Source organism: Xylophilus sp. (genome assembly GCA_009914555.1).
Lineage (GTDB): Bacteria > Pseudomonadota > Gammaproteobacteria > Burkholderiales > Burkholderiaceae_C > WNDY01.
Window position 1 is genome coordinate 43,160 of the sequence record WNDY01000008.1, and the last position, 16,644, is coordinate 59,803.

At 70.3% G+C, this 16,644-nt stretch carries 14 protein-coding genes; 10 read left to right on the top strand and 4 right to left on the bottom strand.

The annotated features are described in order from the left end of the window. Window positions 1-24: 24 nt before the first annotated feature. The 3 genes from GAK38_RS06460 to GAK38_RS06470 are packed head-to-tail and all read right to left on the bottom strand — an operon-like array spanning window position 25 to window position 2,681. The gene (locus tag GAK38_RS06460) at window positions 25-1,212 is read right to left on the bottom strand and encodes a vWA domain-containing protein (RefSeq protein WP_325342463.1); all 1,188 of its coding nucleotides are present in this window, start codon (window positions 1,210-1,212) and stop codon (window positions 25-27) included. A 3-nt stretch (window positions 1,213-1,215) separates the two neighbouring features. After that, on the bottom strand, window positions 1,216-1,821 hold the full coding sequence (locus GAK38_RS06465; protein WP_325342465.1) for a GNAT family N-acetyltransferase: 606 nt from the start codon (window positions 1,819-1,821) through the stop codon (window positions 1,216-1,218). A gap of 5 nt (window positions 1,822-1,826) precedes the next feature. Then, the gene (locus GAK38_RS06470; RefSeq protein WP_325342467.1) at window positions 1,827-2,681 is read right to left on the bottom strand and encodes an AAA family ATPase; all 855 of its coding nucleotides are present in this window, start codon (window positions 2,679-2,681) and stop codon (window positions 1,827-1,829) included. Between the two features lie 120 nt (window positions 2,682-2,801). Here GAK38_RS06470 and GAK38_RS06475 point away from each other — a divergent pair, with 120 nt between their 5' ends. The 3 genes from GAK38_RS06475 to GAK38_RS06485 all read left to right on the top strand — a co-directional run bounded on the left by GAK38_RS06475 (window position 2,802) and on the right by GAK38_RS06485 (window position 6,230). Then, window positions 2,802-3,467 (top strand): c-type cytochrome, encoded by a 666-nt coding sequence (locus GAK38_RS06475; RefSeq protein ID WP_325342469.1) that lies wholly within the window; start codon window positions 2,802-2,804, stop codon window positions 3,465-3,467. Between the two features lie 63 nt (window positions 3,468-3,530). Beyond that, window positions 3,531-4,493: an IS5 family transposase gene (locus GAK38_RS06480; protein WP_325342471.1), complete on the top strand. Its 963-nt coding sequence runs from the start codon at window positions 3,531-3,533 to the stop codon at window positions 4,491-4,493. Window positions 4,494-4,754: 261 nt separating this feature from the next. Continuing rightward, window positions 4,755-6,230: a YhjD/YihY/BrkB family envelope integrity protein gene (locus tag GAK38_RS06485; protein WP_325342473.1), complete on the top strand. Its 1,476-nt coding sequence runs from the start codon at window positions 4,755-4,757 to the stop codon at window positions 6,228-6,230. Window positions 6,231-6,274: 44 nt separating this feature from the next. Here the strand turns inward: GAK38_RS06485 and GAK38_RS06490 are convergent, their stop codons facing one another. After that, the gene (locus GAK38_RS06490; RefSeq protein ID WP_325342475.1) at window positions 6,275-7,492 is read right to left on the bottom strand and encodes a cytochrome P450; all 1,218 of its coding nucleotides are present in this window, start codon (window positions 7,490-7,492) and stop codon (window positions 6,275-6,277) included. Window positions 7,493-7,602: 110 nt separating this feature from the next. On the opposite strand from GAK38_RS06490, the gene GAK38_RS06495 reads away from it, so the two are divergent. The 7 genes from GAK38_RS06495 to mdoH all read left to right on the top strand — a co-directional run bounded on the left by GAK38_RS06495 (window position 7,603) and on the right by mdoH (window position 16,570). Continuing rightward, window positions 7,603-8,934, top strand: coding sequence for a tetratricopeptide repeat protein (locus tag GAK38_RS06495; RefSeq protein ID WP_325342477.1), 1,332 nt, complete (start codon window positions 7,603-7,605; stop codon window positions 8,932-8,934). A 69-nt stretch (window positions 8,935-9,003) separates the two neighbouring features. Then, window positions 9,004-9,384, top strand: coding sequence for a hypothetical protein (locus GAK38_RS06500; RefSeq protein WP_325342479.1), 381 nt, complete (start codon window positions 9,004-9,006; stop codon window positions 9,382-9,384). A 78-nt stretch (window positions 9,385-9,462) separates the two neighbouring features. Next, the gene (gene miaB / locus GAK38_RS06505; RefSeq protein WP_325342481.1) at window positions 9,463-10,833 is read left to right on the top strand and encodes a tRNA (N6-isopentenyl adenosine(37)-C2)-methylthiotransferase MiaB; all 1,371 of its coding nucleotides are present in this window, start codon (window positions 9,463-9,465) and stop codon (window positions 10,831-10,833) included. Continuing rightward, window positions 10,830-12,260 carry a sensor histidine kinase gene (locus GAK38_RS06510; protein WP_325342483.1) on the top strand — a complete coding sequence of 477 codons (1,431 nt, stop codon included), beginning with the start codon at window positions 10,830-10,832 and terminating at the stop codon, window positions 12,258-12,260. The genes miaB and GAK38_RS06510 overlap by 4 nt, the downstream gene beginning before the upstream one ends. After that, window positions 12,250-12,912, top strand: coding sequence for a hypothetical protein (locus GAK38_RS06515; protein WP_325342484.1), 663 nt, complete (start codon window positions 12,250-12,252; stop codon window positions 12,910-12,912). The genes GAK38_RS06510 and GAK38_RS06515 overlap by 11 nt, the downstream gene beginning before the upstream one ends. A 29-nt stretch (window positions 12,913-12,941) precedes the next feature. Beyond that, complete coding sequence (locus tag GAK38_RS06520; protein WP_325342486.1) at window positions 12,942-14,315, top strand: sigma 54-interacting transcriptional regulator; 1,374 nt, start codon at window positions 12,942-12,944, stop codon at window positions 14,313-14,315. A 248-nt stretch (window positions 14,316-14,563) separates the two neighbouring features. Then, complete coding sequence (gene mdoH / locus GAK38_RS06525; protein ID WP_325342488.1) at window positions 14,564-16,570, top strand: glucans biosynthesis glucosyltransferase MdoH; 2,007 nt, start codon at window positions 14,564-14,566, stop codon at window positions 16,568-16,570. Window positions 16,571-16,644 lie beyond the last annotated feature (74 nt).

Genomic DNA, 16,644 nt, shown 5'->3' on the forward strand with positions numbered 1-16,644 from the left:
GGCGGTGTGTGAACCTGCAACGCGCTACTTCGACAGCAGCCGCATCGCGTCCTCCAGGCCCTGGAGCGTGAGCGGATACATGCGCCCGGACATCAGCTGGCGCACCAGGCCGATGCTCTGGCGGTAGGGCCACACGCCCTGCGGCTCGGGGTTGATCCAGGCGTGCTTCGGGAAGGCGTGCGTCAGACGCTGCAGCCATGCGGCGCCCGGCTCGTCGTTGTTGTATTCGACGCTGCCGCCGCGCTGCACGATCTCGTAGGGGCTCATGGTCGCGTCGCCCACGAAGATCAGCTTGTAGTCGCGGTTGTACCTGTGCAGCACGTCCCAGGTCGCGGACTTCTCGCTGAAGCGGCGCCGGTTGTTCTTCCAGAGGAAGTCGTAGACGCAGTTGTGGAAGTAGTAGAACTCCAGGTGCTTGAACTCGTTCTTCGCGGCCGAGAACAGCTCCTCCACGCGGTGGATGTGCTCATCCATCGTACCGCCCACGTCCATCAGCAGCAGCACGCGCGCGTTGTTGTGGCGCTCGGGCACCATGCGGATGTCGAGCCAGCCGGCGTTTGCCGCCGTGCCGCGGATGGTGCCCGGCAAGTCCAGTTCCTCGGCCAGTCCTCCGCGCGCGAAGCGGCGCAGCCGGCGCAGCGCCATCTTGAGGTTGCGCGTGCCGAGTTCCTGCGTGTCGTCGTAGTCGCGGTAGGCGCGCTGCTCCCAGACCTTGACCGCGCTGCGGGTCCTGCCGGCGCCGCCGATGCGCACGCCCTGCGGGTTGGCGCCGCCGTGGCCGAACGGGCTGGTGCCGTTGGTGCCGATCCACTTGCTGCCGCCTTCGTGGCGCTCCTTCTGCTCTTCGAGCCGCTTCTTCAGCGTCTCCATGAGCTCGTCCCAGCCCATCTTCTCGATGGCGGCCTTCTGCTCGGGCGTGAACTCGCGCTCGACGAGCCTGCGCAGCCAGTCGGCCGGAATCTCCTTCGTGAAGTCGGCCAGCAGCTCCACGCCGTGGAAGTAAGCGCCGAAGGCCCGGTCGAACCGGTCGAAGTGCTTCTCGTCCTTGACCAGCACGGTGCGCGAGAGGTGGTAGAAGTCGTCGATGCTCCAGGCGGCGTCCGACGCGGGGCCGGCCACGCCGGCCTGCAACGCTTCGAGCAGCACGAGGTACTCCTTGACCGACACCGGCAGCGTCGCGGCGCGCAGGGTGTAGAAGAAGTCGATCAGCATGGCTCAGCCGGCCTCGGGGCGCGGGCGGTCCCGCAGGTACAGCAGCTGCGCCCGCGCCTCCGGCCATTCGCCGGAACGCATGCTGTACATCACCGTGTCGCGGATGGTGCCGTCGCGCCGCAGGGCGTGGCCGCGCAGCACGCCGTCCTTCTTCGCGCCCAGGCGCTCGATGGCGCGCTGCGAGGCGAAGTTGAAGTTGTCGGTGCGCCAGCCGACCACGTGCGCGCCCAGCGTGTCGAACGCATGGCCCAGCAGCAGCAGCTTGGCGGTGGTGTTGACGTGGGTGCGCTGCACGCGCCGGGCATACCAGGTGTAGCCGATCTCCACGCGCCGGATGGCCGGCACGATGTCGTGGTAGCTGCTGGTGCCGAGCACGGTGCCGGTGGCTTCCTCGATCACGGCGAAGGCGAAGCGGCGGCCGTCGGCGCGGCCCTGCAGCGCGGCCTCGATGTAGGCCTGCGTGGCGCCGGGCTCGGGCACCGAGGTGATGCGCAGGTTCCAGAGTTCGCCGTCGGCCGCGGCGGCGGCCAGCCCGGCCTCGTGCGAGAGCGCCAGCGGCTCCAGGCGGATGCCGCGGTCGGAGAGGACGACGGGTTCGACGAAGGCCATCCGCGTCACCGGTTCCTCTGGTTCAGGTAGACCAGCTTCTCGAAAAGCGACACGTCCTGCTCGTTCTTCAGCAGCGCGCCCGCCAGCGGCGGCACGGCGACCTTGTCGTCGGCGGCCAGCAGCGCCTCGGGCGGGATGTCCTCGGCCACGAGCAGCCTGAGCCAGTCCAGCAGCTCGCTGGTCGAAGGCTTCTTCTTGAGGCCCGGCAGGTCGCGGATCTGGTAGAAGGTCTTGAGGGCCGCGGCCAGCAGTTCCTGCCGCAGCGTGGGGAAGTGCACCGCGACGATCTGGCGCAGCGTGTCGGCCTCGGGGAAGCGGATGTAGTGGAAGAAGCAGCGGCGCAGGAAGGCGTCGGGCAGCTCCTTCTCGTTGTTCGAGGTGATGAAGACGACCGGCCGGTGCCTGGCGCGGATCAGCTCGCGCGTCTCGTAGCAGTAGAACTCCATGCGGTCGAGTTCGCGCAGCAGGTCGTTCGGGAATTCGATGTCGGCCTTGTCGATCTCGTCGATCAGCAGCGCCACCGGCTGCTCGGCGGTGAAGGCCTGCCACAGCACGCCCTGGACGATGTAGTTGCGGATGTCGCGCACCCGCTCGCCGCCGTCGATGCTGGCAAGCTGGCTGTCGCGCAGCCGGCTCACCGCGTCGTATTCGTAGAGGCCCTGCTGCGCCTTGGTGGTGGACTTGATGTGCCATTGCAGCAGCGGCAGCCCGAGCGAGGCTGCGACCTGCTCGGCCAGCATGGTCTTGCCGGTGCCGGGCTCGCCCTTGACCAGCAGCGGGCGCTGCAGGGCGATGGCCGCATTGACGGCGAGCGTGAGATCCCGGGTGGCGACGTACTGCTCTGAGCCTTGAAATTTCATGGGGGAAATCATGGAGAAAACGCGCGCTCGGCAAGGGTGGTTTCAAAGGGGCGGTCGATATAATTTGTCCGGATAGCTACCCGTCCCGGCACCCGCCTTTCGTTTGATTGTGCGCGCAAAATGAACAAGACGTTGACCACGATATTCGCTGTGGCTGTCGCTTCCGTGACCGCTGCGTCCCATGGACAGGAAGTCAAAGGAGACCCCCAGGCAGGCGGCAGGAAGATCGCCATGTGCATCGGATGCCACGGCATCCCGGGATACCAGGCGAGCTTTCCCTCGGTCTACAAGGTGCCGAAGATCTCGGGGCAGGGCGGCAAGTACATTGCCTCGGCGCTCGACGCCTACCGCAAGGGCGACCGCCAGCATCCCACCATGCGCGGCATCGCCGAATCGCTGACCGACCAGGACATCGCCGATGTCGCCGCCTACTACGAAGCCAGCGGGCACGACGCATCGGCGGCGCCCAAGGCCGGGCACGAGGCCGCCGGCCAGGTGGCCGACCTGATCAAGCGCGGCGCCTGTGTGTCCTGCCACGGCCAAGGCTTCGCCAAGCCGATCGACCCGTCGTATCCCAAGGTGGCCGGCCAGTATCCCGATTACCTCTACGCCGCGCTGCGGTCGTACAAGGCGGGCACGGCGCCGCGGGTGGGGCGCTCTAACGGCGTGATGGCGGGCGTGGCCAAGCAGTTCTCGAATGCCGAGCTGAAGGTGCTGGCCGATTACATCGGTTCGCTCGACGGCGATCTGAAAACCGTGCCGCAGCCGCGTTTCCGCTCAGGATAGTCTGCACGAATCCTGTCGAGATGTGCTTGCCATGAGCGGCGGCCGGCGAGACGATTGCATCCCATGAAGCAAGCCAGCCTGATGCAGCCCCAATCGAGCAAGCGCACGCGCAAGCGGGAGTTCCTGGACTCGATGGACCGAGTGGTGCCGTGGTCTGACTTGGTCGCACTGGTGGAGCCCTACCAGCCCGAGGGCGGCCGGCGCGGCCAGCAACCCTTTGCAGCAGAGACCATGCTGCGCATCCACTTTCTTCAGCAATGGTTCAACCTGTCGGACCCGGCAATGGAAGAGGCCTTGCACGACGTGCCGCTGTTTCGCGATTTCGCGGGTTTGAGCAGTTGGGACGAAGCGGTGCCCAGCGAGACGAGCATCCTGCGCTTTCGCCACCGGCTGGAGCAGCACAAGCTCGCAGGCCAGATCCTGGCCGTGGTCAACGACCTGCTCACGGCCAAGGGGTTGTTGTTGAAGGCCGGCACGGTGGTGGACGCCACGCTCATTGCCGCGCCGAGTTCGACGAAGAACAAAGACGGTGAGCGCGACCCCGAGATGCACCAGAGCAAGAAGGGCCAGCAGTATTACTTTGGCATGAAGGCCCACATTGGCGTGGATGCCGACTCAGGCCTGGTGCACACGGTGCGGGGCACGGCCGGCAACATCGCCGACGTGGTGGAGGCCAACAGCCTGCTGCACGGTCAGGAGACAGACGCCTTTGGTGATGCGGGCTACCAGGGAGTGCACAAGCGGGCCGATGCAAAGGACAGTGTCGAATGGCATGTGGCCATGAAGCCGGGAAAGCGGCGGACCCTGGACAAGGAGCACCCAGTGCAGGGGTTGCTGCACCAGCTGGAGAAGCTCAAGGCCGCCATCCGGGCCAAGGTGGAACACCCGTTTCGGGTGATCAAGCGCCAGTTCGGGCACACCAAGGTGCGCTACCGGGGACTGAGGAAGAACACGGAGCAGCCCAAGACGCTGTTTGCGCTGAGCAACCTGTGGATGGTGCGCCACCGGCTGGCCGCTGGGGCATAGGTGCGTCTGCGGTACGCCCGATGACTTCGTGTGAGGTCGTTGGGAGCCTTTTGGGTCGCGCAAATACGCGCTCATCGCTTTCCGAGATCACATTGCGATGCCGGTGCTATGCAAGCACACGTCAACTCGATTCGTGCAGACCTTCCCTAAGGGGCTTTTCTTTTTGCCGCCCTGGGAGGCCATGGGCCGCGCGACGCCGCCGGAGCGTTGCAAAAAGTCAGAGACGCCCGCAGGCGTTGCATCCGGCATCAGAATCGCCCCATGATCCGACCCGGCGCGGCATGGAGCCGCTTCAGCACAGCCGCACTCGCGACCCCGGGCCTCGGGGTCCTGCTGCTGGCCATCCGCAACTATGTGCTGCACCAGAGCGCCAACCAGGCCGGCAGCCTGGCCTTCTCGTCGGTGCTGGCCATGTTCCCGCTGCTGATCCTGCTGTCGTCGGCCGCCGGCTACATCGGCCAGCCCGGCGATGCGGCCGACCTGGCCGGCCGGGTGCTCGAGTACGCGCCGCCCGTCGTGCGCCAGGCCATGCAGCCGGTCGTCGCCCAGGTGCTGGCCCAGCGCAACCAGGCGCTGCTGGCGCTGGGCGTGGTGGTCACGCTGTGGACGGCGTCCTCGGGCATGCAGGCGGTGCGCACGGCGCTCAACCGCGCCTATGGCATCGGCCGCGGCCTGCCCTTCTGGCGGGCGCGCATCAAGGTGACGTTGTTCACGCTGGTCGTGGGCGTCGGCGTGGTGGCCACCTTCGGCTCCGTGGTCGTCATGCCCTACGTCTGGCGGATGCTGGAGGACAACGTGGGCGCCGCCCAGGGCATCGCCTGGCTGCACGACGGCGTGCGCTACGGCGCGGCCTTCGTCGCGCTGTCGGTGCTGTATGCGCTGCTCTACGGCTGGCTGCCCGACATCCGCCAGCGGCTCTACACCGTGCTGCCGGGCGCCCTCGCCGGCGCGGCGCTGTGGGTGGGCGCCGCGGCCACGCTGTCATATACGCTGCGCAGCGCCGGCAAGCTCGCGCTGGTCTACGGCAGCTTCGCCGGCGTGGTGGCCACGCTGGTCTTCCTCTACGTCAGCGCGACCACGCTGATCTACGGGGCCGAGGTCAACGCCGTGCTGCGCGAGAAGCTCGCGCCGGTGCCGCAGCCGCAGCGCCCGGTGCTCACGGTGCGCATCGACCGGGTGGACGACCTGGACGGCCACGCCACGGTGCCGAGCCGCTTCTCCACCGATACGGTGCTCGACGTGCAGGCCGACGGGGCGCGCTTCGCGCTCGCGCGGCGGCAGCTGCCGGCGCTGTTCCACAAGGACTACGACGCGCATGAGCGCCCGCAGCGCTGGCCCCGGCAGTTCGACACCGCGCACTGGGCGCTGCTGTCGGCCTGGCAGGGCGCGCAGCGCGTGGGCGGGCTGGTGGCCGCGCGCGACACGCCCGGCGCGGACCTGCTCGTGGTGTGGGATCTGCGCGTGGACCCGGCCTCCCGCCGCGAAGGCGTGGGCGCGGCCCTGTTCCGCGCGGCCGAAGACTGGGGCCGCCGCCACGGCTGCACCGAGCTCAAGGTGGAGACGCAGAACGTCAACCCGGGCGCCTGCGCGTTCTACCAGCGGCTGGGCTGCACGCTCGCGCAGGCCGTGCCCGGCGCCTATCCAGACCTGCCGGACGAGGTGCAGCTGATCTGGCGAAAGCCGCTGGTCCCGGTGCCCGAGGCTGCCCCGGCGCGCGAGGTAACTCCGGGAGTATAGGCCCACAGCGCACAGTCGACAGGCACTATAGGTTCATACTCCCTCTATTGTTCCAACCGCCGCAGCTTCAGGCTGCGCAGCCCGCGGTACAGCGGCACGCCCTCCATCCATGCCGCCTCGGCGACGGCCAGCGCGCCGCGCGGCCAGTGACGCACGACGGCGCCCAGCGCGCATTCGGCCTCCATCAGCGTGAGGCCCGCGCCCAGGCAGAAATGCAGGCCCGCGCCGAAGGACAGCGGCAGACCGGCCTGGCGGCCGACGTCGATGGCGTCCGGCGCCGCGTACTGCCGCGGATCGCGGTTGGCCGAGCCGATCAGCGGGATGACGAGGTCGCCGCGCCGCACCGGCTGGCCCAGCAGGTCGAACGCGGTGTTGGCCCGCCGGCCGGTGTACTGCACCGGGCTGTCCCAGCGCATCAGCTCGCGCAGGGCCGCGGGCGCGCGGGCGGGGTCGGCCAGGGCATCCCACACATCCCCGCGCCGCACCGCCCAGTAGAGGGCGGTGGCGAGGAAGTGGCGCGTGGTCTCGTGCCCGGCGAACAGCAGCATCACGCACTGCGCCAGCATCTCGGTGCCGTCGTGGAGGACGCCGCGCCGCTGGGCCTCGACCAAGTTCGCGATCAGGCCGTCGCCGCAGCGGCCCGAGGCGATCTGCCCGTCGAGGTACCGCGCCATGGCCACCACGGCCTCGCAGGCGGCCGCGACCTGCGCGGGCGCGGGCTGCACCGCGCCGAGGAAGGCCGCGATGCGCGTGGACCATTCCAGGAACTCCGACGGCTCCACGTCGCGCAGGCCGAGCAGCTGCGACACCACCAGCGCCGGCAGCGGCTTGGCGAACGATTCGATGGCGTCGAACGGCCGGCCGGCCGCCAGCGCGCGGTCGGCCGCGGCCAGCAGTTCGTCCACGCGCGCCTGCACGAACGGCCGCAGGCCCTGCACCACGGCGGGCCGGAACCCCGCCAGCATCGCCTGCCGCAGCCGCGGATGCGCGGGTCTGTCGACGAACAGCAGCGCCCGCGCGAGCAGGCGCTGCATGCGCACCAGGCTGCGGCGCTCGGCGCTGCCGCGCAGCGCGTTGCGCATGACCCAGCCGCCGGTGCGCTGGGCGGACAGGCGGCCATCCTTGAGTGCGGCCTCCACGCCGTCGAAGCCCGTCACCAGCCAGGCGCCGCCGAACCAGCCATCGGCCCACACGACCGGGCCGCGCGCCCGCAGCGCCTCGTATTGCGCGTAGGCACCGCTGCCTGTCTCCGCTGCTTCCATCGTCTCCATCCCCGGCCCCGGGGCCGCGCCGAACGCCGCATTCTAGGCAGGCGGGCCCGCGCGGCCGGCGGCGGCCGGCGGCGGCCGGCCATCGGCGGCACAATGCTTCGATGCCCCATACCGACAGCCTCGGCAACCCGCTGACCCTGGCCGACGCCGCCAGCCTGGCGGCGGCCCACGACTTCGTCGACGGCTTCCTGGCCTGCGAGGCCCGCGTGGCCCGCGTGCTCGACGCGGCCGGCGACACCGGCAGCGCCTACATCCAGGCCGCCTGCGCCGCGCTGCACATGTTCGCCGAATCGGCCGGCGCGCCGGTCAACGCCCACCCCTTCATCGACCGCGCCCTGGCCGCCGCGCCCCGCGCCACCGAGCGCGAGCAGCGCTTCGTCGCCGCCGTGGCCGCCTGGGTCGGCGGCGACCTGCCGCGCGCCATCGCGCTGCACGAGGAACAGGCGCGGCTGTTCCCGCGCGACCTGGCCTCGCTCAAGCTCGGCCACTACCACCTGTTCAACCAGGGCGACTCGCCCGGCATGCTGCGCATCGTGCAGCCGGCGCTCGCGGCCGCATCCGGGGTGGCCGCATTGCACGGCATGGCCGCCTTCGCGCAGGAGCAGTGCCACCTGCTGCGCGGCGCCGAGGCCAGCGCCCGCCGCGCCATCGCACTGCAGCGCAGGGAACCCTGGGCCCACCATGCGCTGGCCCACGTGATGCTGACCGAAGGCCGCATCGCCGAGGGCGAGGAGTTCCTGCGCTCGGTGGCCGACACCTGGGTCGGGCTCAACTCGTTCATGGTCACCCACAACTGGTGGCACCTCGCCCTGTTCCTGATCGAGCAGGACCGGCAGGACGAGGCGCTGGCGCTCTACGACACCCGGGTCTGGGGCGTGGTCAAGGACTACAGCCAGGACCAGATCGGCGCCGTCTCGCTGCTCGCGCGGCTGGAGCTGGCCGGCGCCGACGTGGGCGCGCAGCGCTGGCAGGAGCTGGCCGGCTGGCTCGGCACGCGCACGGCCGACCACGTGCTGCCCTTTCTCGACCTGCAGTACCTCTACGGCCTGGCCCGCGCCGGCCGGCCCGAAGCGGATGCGCTGCTGGCCAACGTGGAGGCCCATGCGGCGCGGCAGACCGCGCCCGCTACGCGCGCCGCATGGCAGCAGGTGGCGGTGCCCGCCGCCCGCGGGCTGGTCGCCCATGCGCGCGGCGACTGGAGCGAAGCCGCGCGCGGCCTGGGCGCGGCGATCCCGCAGTTGGTCGAGATCGGCGGCAGCCACGCCCAGCGCGACCTGTTCAGCCAGCTCTGGATCGACGCGCTGGTGCGCGGCGGCCGGCTCGCCGCCGCGCAGAACCTGCTGCAGCCGCAGGCCAACGCGCAGCCGCAGTCGAAGCGGCTGGCGCGCCAGCTCGGCGCGGTCTACCGGGGCCTGGGCATCGCCGCGCAGTGAACGCGCGGTGCAGCCGGGTGCTGCGCCGGCCGCCGGTAAAATCGCCGGCCCAGCCCCTGGATGAACACCATGACCCGCTGCACGCTGCCAGCCCTGCTGGCTTTTTCTTTCCTGGCCCTGGCGTCCGCGCCGGCGGCGGCCCAGGCGATCGTGCGCAGCTTTCCCGACGCGGCCCTGCGCGGCACGCTCGAAGTGACCACGCCGCCCGCCGTGCTGCTCGACGGCCAGGCTGCGCGCCTGGCGCCGGGCGCGCGCATCCGCAGCACGGGCAACCTGTTCGTCGTGCCGGCCTCGCTGGCCGGCCAGACCCTGGCGGTCAACTACCTGCGCGATGCCGCGTCGGGCGACCTGCAGGAAGTCTGGATCCTTACCGCCGAGGAGGCCGCGGTGCGCCGCGCCGGCGCCGGCAGCAGCTTCAGCCTGCGCGGCCTCCTCTTCGGCTCGCAATAATCCCCCAAGGGGGTATCCATTTGTAGCGGGTAGATAGTGCCTGCGATCAAGGCATACTCCCTGAAAGAAACCAACCCCATGGTCAAGAAAGTATTTATCAAGACCTTCGGCTGCCAGATGAACGAGTACGACTCGGACAAGATGGCCGACGTACTCGCCGCCGCCCAGGGCTACGAGCCCACGCAGGACGTGGAGGAAGCCGACCTGATCCTGTTCAACACCTGTTCGGTGCGCGAGAAGGCGCAGGAGAAGGTGTTTTCCGACCTCGGCCGCGTCAAGCACCTCAAGGACAAGGGCGTGCTGATCGGCGTGGGCGGCTGCGTAGCCAGCCAGGAGGGCGAGGCCATCGTCGCCCGCGCGCCGTACGTGGACGTGGTGTTCGGCCCGCAGACCCTGCACCGCCTGCCCGAGCTGCTGGCAGAGCGCGCGCGCAGGAACCGGCCGCAGGTGGACATCAGCTTCCCCGAGATCGAGAAGTTCGACCACCTGCCGCCCGCACGCGTCGAGGGCGCGGCCGCGTTCGTCTCGATCATGGAAGGCTGCTCCAAGTACTGCAGCTACTGCGTGGTGCCCTACACCCGCGGCGAGGAGGTGAGCCGCCCGTTCGGCGACGTGCTGGTCGAGGTCGCGCACCTGGCCGGGCAGGGCGTGAAGGAAGTCACGCTGCTGGGCCAGAACGTGAACGCCTACCGCGGCCGCATGGGCGACACGGCCGAGATCGCCGACTTCGCGCTGCTCATCGAGGTGATCGCCGAGATCCCCGGCATCGAGCGCATCCGCTACACGACGAGCCACCCCAACGAGTTCACGCCGCGCCTCATCGAGGCCTACGCCCGCTGCCCGAAGCTCGTCAGCCACCTGCACCTGCCGGTGCAGCACGGCTCCGACCGCATCCTCATGGCGATGAAGCGCGGCTACACCGCCATGGAATACAAGAGCACCATCCGCAAGCTGCGCGCCATCCGGCCCGACATGTCGATGAGCAGCGACTTCATCGTCGGCTTTCCCGGCGAGACGGACGACGACCACCGCAGGACGATGGATCTCATCGGGCACGTGGGCTACGACACCTCGTTTTCCTTCATCTTCAGCCCGCGCCCCGGCACGCCCGCGGCCAACCTGCGCGACGACACGCCGCACGAGGTCAAGCTCGCGCGCCTACAGGAAGTGCAGGCCGCCATCGAGGCCAACGCCCGCGCCATCAGCCGCCGCCGTGTGGGCACGGTGCAGCGCGTGCTGGTCGAGGGCACGGCGAAGAAGGCCGCGGCCGACGGCAGCGTCGAGCTGATGGGCCGCACCGAATGCAACCGCGTGGTCAACTTCCCCGGCGGCCCGCAGGCCGCCCGCCTGGTCGGCCGCATGATCGACGTACACATCGTCGCCGCGCCCGGCTACACGCTGCGCGGCGAGGTGGTGCGGACCGCCGAGGACACGCTGGCCGCCGCATGAAGAAAAGCCGCCCGCGCCGCGCCTCGTTCCAGCAGCTGCTGCTGATCGCCTTTCTGCTGATCGCCGCGCTGCTCGGCGGCATCTCGCTGCGCGCGGTGTTCACGCTCGACAAGCTGATGGCGCAGAGCAACGGCAGCGCCGCCCGCGCGCTGGAGCTGTCGGCCGCGGCCCAGTCGCTGGCCGAGCGCAGCGCCACCATGGAGCGTGCGGCGCGCCAGTCGCTGGTGCTGGGCGATGCCATGCTGCGCCGCCGCTTCGAGGAAGCCGCGCGCGACGCCCGCCACGCGCTGGCCGAACGGCTGGCGCCCGGCGACATCCCGGAGGAGCTGGCGGCGCAGTGGCGCACCCAGCTCGACCGCATCGCAGCCCTGCTCGACGGCCCGCTGGCCACCGCGCTGGACCGCGACCGCGCCGTGGCCGGCGAATTCCGCGAGCTCGACAGCCTCAATACCGCCATCGGCCTGGCGGTGCAGCACACCATCGAGGAGCGCAACAAGGCCCTGCTGGCCGAGCTGGAGAGCAGCCGGCTGCGGCTGATGCGCCTGGTGGTCGGCTCCATCGTGATCGCGCTGGCGCTGGCCGTAGCCTTCGGCGTCTGGCTGGGCCGGCCGTTCAAGCGGCTGGAGCATGCGATCGTCGGCCTGGGCGAGAACCGGCTCGACGAGGTCATCGACATCCACGGCCCGGCCGACGTGCAGCGCGTGGGCCAGCAGCTCGAATGGCTGCGCCTGCGGCTGACCGAGCTGGACGCCGACAAGGCCCGCTTCCTGCGCCACATCTCGCACGAGCTGAAAACGCCGCTGGCCGCGCTGCGCGAGGGCGTGGCCCTGCTGGAGGACGGCGTGACCGGCGAGCTGACCACCGCCCAGCGCGAGGTCGCCGGCATCCTGCACCAGAACACCGTCGTGCTCCAGGGCCAGATCGAGGCGCTGCTGCGCTTCAACGCGGCCGCGTTCGAGGCCCGGCAGTTGAAGCGCGAAAAGACCGAGCTGCTGGCGCTGCTGGAGGAGCAGGTCGACGCCCAGCGCCTGCAGTGGCAGGCCCGCGCGCTCGACGTGCAGGTCGAGGGCCGGCCGCTCACGCTGGAAGTGGACGCCGGCAAGATCGCCACCGCGGTGGCCAACCTGCTGTCCAACGCGATCCGCTTTTCGCCGCACGGCGCTCGGCTGGCCCTGTCGCTCACGCGCGGCGACGGCGTGGTGCGCATCGACATCCGCGACCAGGGCCCCGGCATCGCCGAAGCCGACCGCGACCGCGTCTTCGAGCCGTTCTACCGCGGCATCCACCAGCCCGTCGATGCCGTGCGCGGCACCGGCATCGGCCTGTCGATCGTGCAGGAGTACATTGCGGCCCACGGGGGCCGGATCGCGCTCCTGTCCGACGGGCCCGGCGCCCACTTCCGGATCGAATTGCCCCATGCATCGTGATTTCCCGCCGCAGGCCCTCCGGCGCTGCCTGACCTCGACCGTGGCCGGCGCGGCGCTGCTGCTGGCCGGCGCGGCGCTGCTGCTGGCCGGCTGCGCCGCGCAGCACCCGGTCGCGCCGCCGCCGCTGGTGCCGGCCGAGCAACCCGCCCCGCCGCCGCCGCCGCTCATCGACCTGCCGCCGCCCCCGCCCGAGCCGGCCCGCCCGCGCGCCGATGGCCCCAACGCCCTGCTCGCCTATGCCGACCGCGTGCGCAGCATGACGCCGCAGGAACTCGTGCCCGAGATCGCCCGGCTCGCCGAGATTCCCGACAGCCAGCGCGTGCCGTTCAACGATCTGCAGCTTGTCGTGGCGCTCGGCCAGACGCACCTGGCCGCCGACGTACAGCGCGCCCAGCCGCTGATCCAGCGCGTGCTGGCCGACGCGTCCGAAGCGGCGCATCGGCTGCATCCGATCGCCCGGCTGCTCGCGGCCCGCTATGCCGAGCAGCGCCGCGTGGAAGACCTGCTGGACCGCCAGAGCCAGCAGCTGCGCGACAGCCAGCGCCGCATCGACCAGCTCAACGAGCGGCTGGAGGCGGTGCGCGCCATCGAGCGCAGCCTGACCTCGCGCGGCCACGGTGGCAACCCGCCGCCGGCGCAACCCAAACCCTGAGGGGGTATAGCCCCGAAGTGCGCCTGATCATGCCGCAAGCCAAGGATACCCACCCATCCCATATCCTCGTCGTCGACGACGACCCGGACATGCTGCGGCTGCTGTCGATCCGCCTTCAGGGCGCGGGCTACCGCATCAGCACCGCCACCTCGGCCGAGGCCGCGCTCGCGCTGCTCGACGCCGAGCGGCCGCAGCTCGTGCTCTCCGACGTGCGCCTGCCGGGCAAGGACGGCCTGGCCCTGTTCGACGAACTGCGCCAGCGCCACCCGTCGCTGCCGGTGATCCTGCTGACCGCGCACGGCACCATTCCCGACGCGGTCGAGGCCACGGCGCGCGGCGTGTTCGGCTACCTGACCAAGCCGTTCGACGCGCGCGAGCTGCTCGACAAAATCGGCCAGGCGCTCGCGCTGTCGGCCCCGCCGCTGCCCGCGGCCCAGGCCGACGAGAGCTGGCGCAGCGAGATCGTGAGCCGCTCGGCCCGCATGGCCGAGGTGCTGGCCGAGGCGCGCATGGTCGCGCAGTCCGACGCATCGGTGCTGCTGCGCGGCGACAGCGGCGCCGGCAAGGAGCTGCTTGCGCGTGCCATCCACAAGGCCAGCCCGCGCGCGAAGAAGCCCTTCGTCGCGGTCAACTGCGGCGCCATCCCCGAGAACCTGCTCGAATCCGAGCTGTTCGGCCACGTCAAGGGCGCCTTCACCGACGCGGTGAGCAATCACAAGGGCCTGTTCCAGGCGGCCGACGGCGGCACGCTGCTGCTCGACGAGATCGGCGACATGCCGCCGGCGCTGCAGGTCAAGCTGCTGCGGGTGCTGCAGGAGCGCGCGGTGCGCCCGCTCGGCTCCAGCCAGTCGATTCCGGTGGACGTGCGCATCATCTCGGCGACCCACCGCGACCTGGATGCCGCCATGGCCGCCGGCCAGTTCCGCGAGGACCTGTACTACCGGCTCAACGTCGTCACGCTCACCCTGCCCACGCTCGGCGAGCGGCGCGAGGACATCGGCCTGCTGGCCAACCACTTCCTGCAGAAGCTCGCCAGCAAGTACGGCAAGCGGCTGTCGGGCTTCGCGCCCGAGGCGCTCAAGGCGCTCAACGCCTCGCCCTGGCCGGGCAACGTGCGCCAGCTCTACAACGTGGTCGAGCAGGTCAGCGCTCTGTCGACCACGCCGCTGGTGCCGCTGACGCTGGTGCAGCGCGCGCTGCGCGCACCGCAGGTCGAGGTGCTGACCTATGCCGAGGCCAAGCAGCGCTTCGAGCGCGACTACCTGGTCGGCCTGCTCAAGATCACCGACGGCAACGTGGCCGACGCCGCCCGCCTGGCCGACCGCAACCGCACCGAGTTCTACCGGCTGCTGCAAAAGCACGAGCTCACGCCGGGCAACTTCAAGGCCGAGGCCCTCAAGTAGCCGGCGGGCCGCTTCTGAGGGCCTGTCGCTGTTTTCCGAAAGTCTGTCGCCGGTATCCGACGCCGCCAAACGGTTGATACACAAGGGTTTTCCTAGATTTCCGCCAAGCCCTGTCGTGATACGGCGACAAAAAGGGCCCCGGCGGCGGCATTTTGGAGGCTGCGCCCCAAAAACACATGATGAAACATGCCAACCTGTTGATTTGAAAGGTAAAAAACGGCTGGCATGGCAGTTGCATAACGGAACGCATGAACACACTTCCTGCCTCCGCTACTGCCTCCGCTTCGCGCCAACGCAGCAGCGTTCGCGAAGAACGCCATCCGAACGCCGTCACCGCACCGCCGGTGCACCGCGGCTCCATGACCCCCGTGCCCTGGCGCGGCTTCTGGAACAGCATCGGCACCGCCATCCTGATGTCGCTGACCGGCCGTGGCCGCGCTGCGGCCAACGATGGCGAACCGCTCGAAGCCTGGCAGCACGCGGCATCGCGCCGCCGCCTGGCCTTCCTGCTGATCACCATCCTGACGACCGGCGTGGCCACCGCGCTGTTCGCCGGCATCCAGCCCGACTACGACAACGCCTTCCTCGAATGGGGCCAGACGGCGCTGTTCGCGCTGCTGTCGGCCTGGGTCGTGACCGGCTTCACCACCGCGCTCATGGGCTTCTGGGTCAGCGTGCGCGGCGACGCGCACACGCTGTCGGTGCGCGAGGTACGCGACCACGCGATGAACCCCGAGGCCCGCACGGCCATCATCATGCCGATCTGCAACGAAGACGTGGCCACCGTGTTCGCCGGCCTGCGCGCCACCTGCGAATCGGTCGCCGCCACCGGCCATGCCCGCCAGTTCGACGTGTTCGTGCTGTCCGACAGCTACGAGCCCGGCAAGGCCGACGAGGAGCGCCGCGCCTGGGAGGACCTGCGCGCCGCCCTGGCCCAGCATCCGGAGCAGCCGCAGGTCGAGGTCTACTACCGCCTGCGCAAGCGCCGCACCCACCGCAAGGCCGGCAACGTGGCCGACTTCTGCCGCCGCTGGGGCAAGGACTACCGCTACATGGTCGTGCTCGACGCCGACAGCGTGATGAGCGGCGACTGCCTGACCAACATGGTCAAGCTGATGGAAGCCCATCCGAAGGCCGGCATCATCCAGACCGCCACCCAGGCCATCGGCCACGTCACGCTGCATGCCCGCTCGCAGCAGTTCGCCTCGCGCATGACCGGCCGCCTGTTCACGCTCGGCATGCAGTTCTGGCAGCTCGGCGAATCGCACTACTGGGGCCACAACGCGATCATCCGCGTCAAGCCCTTCATGGACCACTGCGCGCTGGCGCCGATCAAGGGCACCGGCGGTATGTCGGGCGGCATCATGTCGCACGACTTTGTCGAGGCCGCGCTGATGCGCCGCGCCGGCTACCACGTCTGGCTCGTGTCCGACCTCGTCGGCAGCTACGAGCAGCAGCCGCCGGACCTGATCTCCGAGCTCCAGCGCGACCGCCGCTGGTGCCAGGGCAACCTGCAGAACGCCCGCCTGATGGCCGAGCCCGGCATCCACCGCGTGCACCGCGCCATGTTCGTGACCGGCGCCCTGTCGTACGTGTCGGCCCCACTGTGGCTCGCATTCCTGACGCTGGGCACCGCGCTCTGGCTGGCCGGTTCGCGCTCGGTGAGCGTGCTGCAGGCCGACGTGCTGCCGGTGGAACTCGTGGGCCTGTGGCTGTTCACGCTGTCGATGCTGTTCCTGCCGCGCATCCTGGGCATCATCGCCGTGCTGATGAAGGGCGAGCAGCGCCTGTTCGGCGGCGTCGGCGGCCTGCTCAAGAGCGCTGCGCTCGAAAGCGTGCTGGCCATGCTCCAGTCGCCGGTGCGCATGCTGGCCCACTCGCTGTTCGTGGTGGTCGCCATCACCGGCATCAAGCTCGACTGGAAGTCGCCCCCCCGCGAAGCCGCCGCGCTGGGCTGGCGCGATGCCGCCCGCAGCCTGGCGCCGATGAGCCTGGTGATCGCCGCCCTGGCCGCCGGCATCGCGCTGATCGACGCGAGCGCCCTGGTCTGGCTGATTCCGGTGGGCCTGCCGCTGCTGCTGGCTATTCCCGTGACGGTCTACACCAGCCACATCGGCCTGGGCGGCGCGATGCGCCAGCAGGGCTTCCTGCTGATCCCCGAGGAGCGCTGGTCGCCCAAGGTGCTGCGCCGCGCCTGGATGCATGCGAGCCGTCTGGCCCGCCCGGCCACCGCGCCGGCTGCGCTGGCCGCCTGACCCGGGCCGCGCGCCGCGCGCCGCGCGGACCAGGGCCCGCACGAGGGTGCGGGCCCTTTTCTTTTTTCTGCGGT

Bases quoted from the DNA above. Each gene is read 5' to 3' on its own strand.
- mdoH (WP_325342488.1), top strand. From the start codon at position 14,564: ATGAACACACTTCCTGCCTCCGCTACTGCCTCCGCTTCGCGCCAACGC.
- GAK38_RS06495 (WP_325342477.1), top strand. From the start codon at position 7,603: ATGCCCCATACCGACAGCCTCGGCAACCCGCTGACCCTGGCCGACGCC.
- GAK38_RS06520 (WP_325342486.1), top strand. From the start codon at position 12,942: ATGCCGCAAGCCAAGGATACCCACCCATCCCATATCCTCGTCGTCGAC.
- GAK38_RS06490 (WP_325342475.1), bottom strand. From the start codon at position 7,492: ATGGAAGCAGCGGAGACAGGCAGCGGTGCCTACGCGCAATACGAGGCG.
- GAK38_RS06510 (WP_325342483.1), top strand. From the start codon at position 10,830: ATGAAGAAAAGCCGCCCGCGCCGCGCCTCGTTCCAGCAGCTGCTGCTG.
- GAK38_RS06480 (WP_325342471.1), top strand. From the start codon at position 3,531: ATGAAGCAAGCCAGCCTGATGCAGCCCCAATCGAGCAAGCGCACGCGC.
- GAK38_RS06465 (WP_325342465.1), bottom strand. From the start codon at position 1,821: ATGGCCTTCGTCGAACCCGTCGTCCTCTCCGACCGCGGCATCCGCCTG.
- GAK38_RS06475 (WP_325342469.1), top strand. From the start codon at position 2,802: ATGAACAAGACGTTGACCACGATATTCGCTGTGGCTGTCGCTTCCGTG.
- GAK38_RS06500 (WP_325342479.1), top strand. From the start codon at position 9,004: ATGACCCGCTGCACGCTGCCAGCCCTGCTGGCTTTTTCTTTCCTGGCC.
- GAK38_RS06485 (WP_325342473.1), top strand. From the start codon at position 4,755: ATGATCCGACCCGGCGCGGCATGGAGCCGCTTCAGCACAGCCGCACTC.
- miaB (WP_325342481.1), top strand. From the start codon at position 9,463: ATGGTCAAGAAAGTATTTATCAAGACCTTCGGCTGCCAGATGAACGAG.
- GAK38_RS06470 (WP_325342467.1), bottom strand. From the start codon at position 2,681: ATGAAATTTCAAGGCTCAGAGCAGTACGTCGCCACCCGGGATCTCACG.
- GAK38_RS06515 (WP_325342484.1), top strand. From the start codon at position 12,250: ATGCATCGTGATTTCCCGCCGCAGGCCCTCCGGCGCTGCCTGACCTCG.
- GAK38_RS06460 (WP_325342463.1), bottom strand. From the start codon at position 1,212: ATGCTGATCGACTTCTTCTACACCCTGCGCGCCGCGACGCTGCCGGTG.